The organism is Gordonia sp. (in: high G+C Gram-positive bacteria) (assembly GCF_012515855.1).
Taxonomy (GTDB): Bacteria; Actinomycetota; Actinomycetes; order Mycobacteriales; family Mycobacteriaceae; genus Gordonia.
Window position 1 is genome coordinate 1 of sequence record NZ_JAAYXO010000245.1, and the last position, 2,982, is coordinate 2,982.

Sequence of the window (2,982 nt, forward strand, 5' to 3'; positions counted from 1 at the left end):
CGAGTTTGCCCGTCTGCGCCGCTTTCGGCGACAAATCAATCACGTCGTCAATCAATTGGAATGCGACGCCAATACGTTCCCCATATTCGGTGACCGGGTCGGCATATTCTGCGGGAGCGTTCGAAAACATGACCCCCATGCGGGCGGCCGTCGAAATGAGTGCACCCGTCTTATCGGCAAGCACCTGAAGATAATGAGCCATCGGGTCATCCCCGGGTTCCGGGCCGACGGTCTCGTGCAGTTGCCCGAGACACAGCCGCTCGAAGGTTTGCGCCTGCAGCAGAATCGCCTCTTCGCTCATTCCTGAAACCAGCGACGATGCGCGGGCAAAGAGCAGGTCACCTGCAAGGATCGCAACCGAGTTGGACCAGACGGTGTGCGCGGCGGGAACGCCCCGTCGCAAATGCGCATCATCCATCACATCGTCGTGATACAGCGAGGCGAGGTGGGTGAGCTCGACCGCAATGGCGGCTCGACGCACCAACTCGTTTGGCCCGTCGCCGAGTTCACTGGTGAGCAAGGTGAGCATCGGCCTGACCCGTTTGCCCCCTGCCTCGGCAAGGTAGCGTGCCGGAGCATCAGCCACCTTCGAAGCGAAGGCGAGCTGTTCGAGCAGCGATGCCTCCACGACATCGAGCTCAGCCTTCAAGCGGTCGGCATAGCGGCGTTCCGCGGCTCCTCGGAACAGGTGCAGCGGCATTGCCTGCGTCGCAGTTTCTTCGTTGACGGCGCGGCTCATGCGTCACCCGAGTTCTGCTTGACGGTGGCGCCTTCGGGCGCCTTTTCGCGCGGCACAAACCCGCGATGCAGCGCGACAATACCAAAGGTCAGGTTGCGGTAGGCCACCCGTTCATAGCCGGCTTCGCGCATCCACCGAGCCAGCTCGCGCTGATGTGGCCACTGTTCAATTGATTCGTTCAGGTAGGTGTACGCTTCAGCAGCGTCTCGGTTCAAGGCACCGGCGATGCGCGGCAGAAGATACTTTCCGTACAACCGATAGGGAACCCGCACGACCGACGCAGGGGGAGTCGAGAACTCGGCGATGACCACTCGACCACCGGGTTTCACCACCCGACGCATCTCTTCGAGCGCCTTCCGCGGGTCACTCACATTTCGCAAGCCGTACGAGATGGTCGCGGCGTCGAAGCTGTCGTCGTCAAACGGCAGTGCCGTGGCATCAGCCCACACGAACTCGATAAGGTCGTTCCCCGCATGGCGCTTCCGCCCCTCTTCAAGCATGCCCTCTGAGAAATCTGCCGCAACCACGTTCGCACCGTGCTTCGCGATCGCGGCGCTTGAGGTGCCGGTGCCTGCCGCCAGATCAAGCACGCGCATTCCTTTTCGCGGGGCAAGCGCTCTGGTGGTGGCAATGCGCCAGAGACGATCGTTGCCGACGGTCAGCACATCATTAATGAGGTCATACCGAGGGGACACCTCGTCAAACATGCTCGAAACGTCGGTGGCCAGCTTTGTGGCTGTGTCAGGGCGGGTCACCCTTTCATGCTACTCGGTAGATTCTGCGGTTATGCAGAGTAGATTGGCAGGGTGACTTCTGCGCAGCGCCCCCACCTGTTTGCCGTCACGCGTCCCCTCCGGCGAGTGCCCCCATTGCTTCAGGTGGCAGACCCCCGCAATCCCCTCCTGTGGATGCGCGGGGATCGTGGGTGTGTGGGGCTTGGCGAGGCGCTCAGGCTGACCTTCCGCGGCCCCAATCGTTTTGCCGAAGCTGATGCTGCCTGGCGGGAGATCGCGGCGCTCGCCACGATCGACGACACCGTGCAACGCCCCGGCACTGGATTACTAGCGTTCGGTACGTTCACGTTTGACGACCGCAGCGCAGCCGAGAGTGTGCTCATCGTGCCACGCATGCTTGTGGCGCGCCACGGTGCGATTGCGTGGGTGACCGAAGTCTCGCTGGCACCGCTCGAACACCCTCGCCCTCTGTCTGAACCGCAGCCACGCGGCGCGTGGAGGGGAACCTCACTCGATACCACGGCTCCGAACGACGAGTATCTCAAGGGAGTTGTTGAAGCAACCGCGCGTATTGAACGTGGGGAGGCAGAGAAGATCGTGCTGGCTCGCACCGTGAGCGGCACTCTCGACGCAGCAGATGACCTTCGGGTGCCACTGAGCCGACTCGCCTACCGCTACACGGACTGCTGGACGTATGCCGTTGACGGCATGATGGGCGCAAGCCCCGAGACCCTGGTGCGGCAGACCGCCGGAAGCATCACCTCTCGAGTGCTCGCCGGCACCCGCGGTCGTCGTGAAGACGAAGCCGCTGACCTGCTCACGCGTGATGAACTTCTCACGAACGAGAAAGAGCAGCAGGAGCATGCATTCTCGGTGCAAAGCGTCGTGTCTGCGCTCACTCCCCTCGTGGCAGATCTCAGCACCAGCGACCAACCGTTTGCACTGCAGTTACCAAATGTGTGGCATCTCGCTACCGACGTTACCGCGGTGCCCGCAGATGGTGGCTCCTCGCTCACGCTCGCTGCGGCGCTGCACCCCACCGCGGCAGTGGCGGGAACACCGACCGCGCAGGCTGTAGAGGCAATCGCTGAGCTTGAACCCTTCGATCGTGAGCGGTACGCCGGTGCCACCGGGTGGATCGACGCCAACGGAGACGGGGAGTGGGTGATCGCTCTGCGAGGCGCTCAGGTGCGAGCAGCACAAAACGGGCGCCGTGAGATTGTGGCATATGCCGGCGGAGGCATTCTCGCCGGGAGTGATCCGGAGCACGAACTTCGCGAAACCGTGTCGAAGTTTCGACCGATTGCCGAGGCCTTTTCGGAGTAGCCTTCTCAGCGACTGAGCGGCACCTCGATGAGCGCGGTACCGGTGACTGGTTCGGTGAGCAGCGCCTCAAGCTCTCCACGGGTTTCGATGCGACGAAAGTCCCACCCGTAGCCCCGCGCAAGGGCTTCCATATTGACATTCTGCGGCGTGTACATGACACGGTCGAAGTCCGTAGCATGGGCC

Annotated in this window: 3 protein-coding genes; 1 reads left to right on the forward strand and 2 read right to left on the reverse strand. The window is 62.6% G+C overall.

The genetic code is table 11. The annotated features are described in order from the left end of the window. Positions 1–739: polyprenyl synthetase family protein (locus tag GX543_RS17450; protein WP_290853759.1), on the reverse strand; the 739-nt coding region annotated here is incomplete at its 3' end. After that, positions 736–1,494, reverse strand: a complete 759-nt coding sequence (locus tag GX543_RS17455) for a class I SAM-dependent methyltransferase (protein WP_290853760.1) — start codon at positions 1,492–1,494, stop codon at positions 736–738. The genes GX543_RS17450 and GX543_RS17455, both read right to left, overlap by 4 nt. Positions 1,495–1,668: 174 nt before the next feature. Between GX543_RS17455 and GX543_RS17460 the strand changes: the two genes are divergently transcribed. Further along, a complete protein-coding gene (locus GX543_RS17460) occupies positions 1,669–2,799 on the forward strand; it encodes an isochorismate synthase MenF (RefSeq protein ID WP_290853761.1) in 1,131 nt (376 codons plus the stop codon). Positions 2,800–2,982 lie beyond the last annotated feature (183 nt).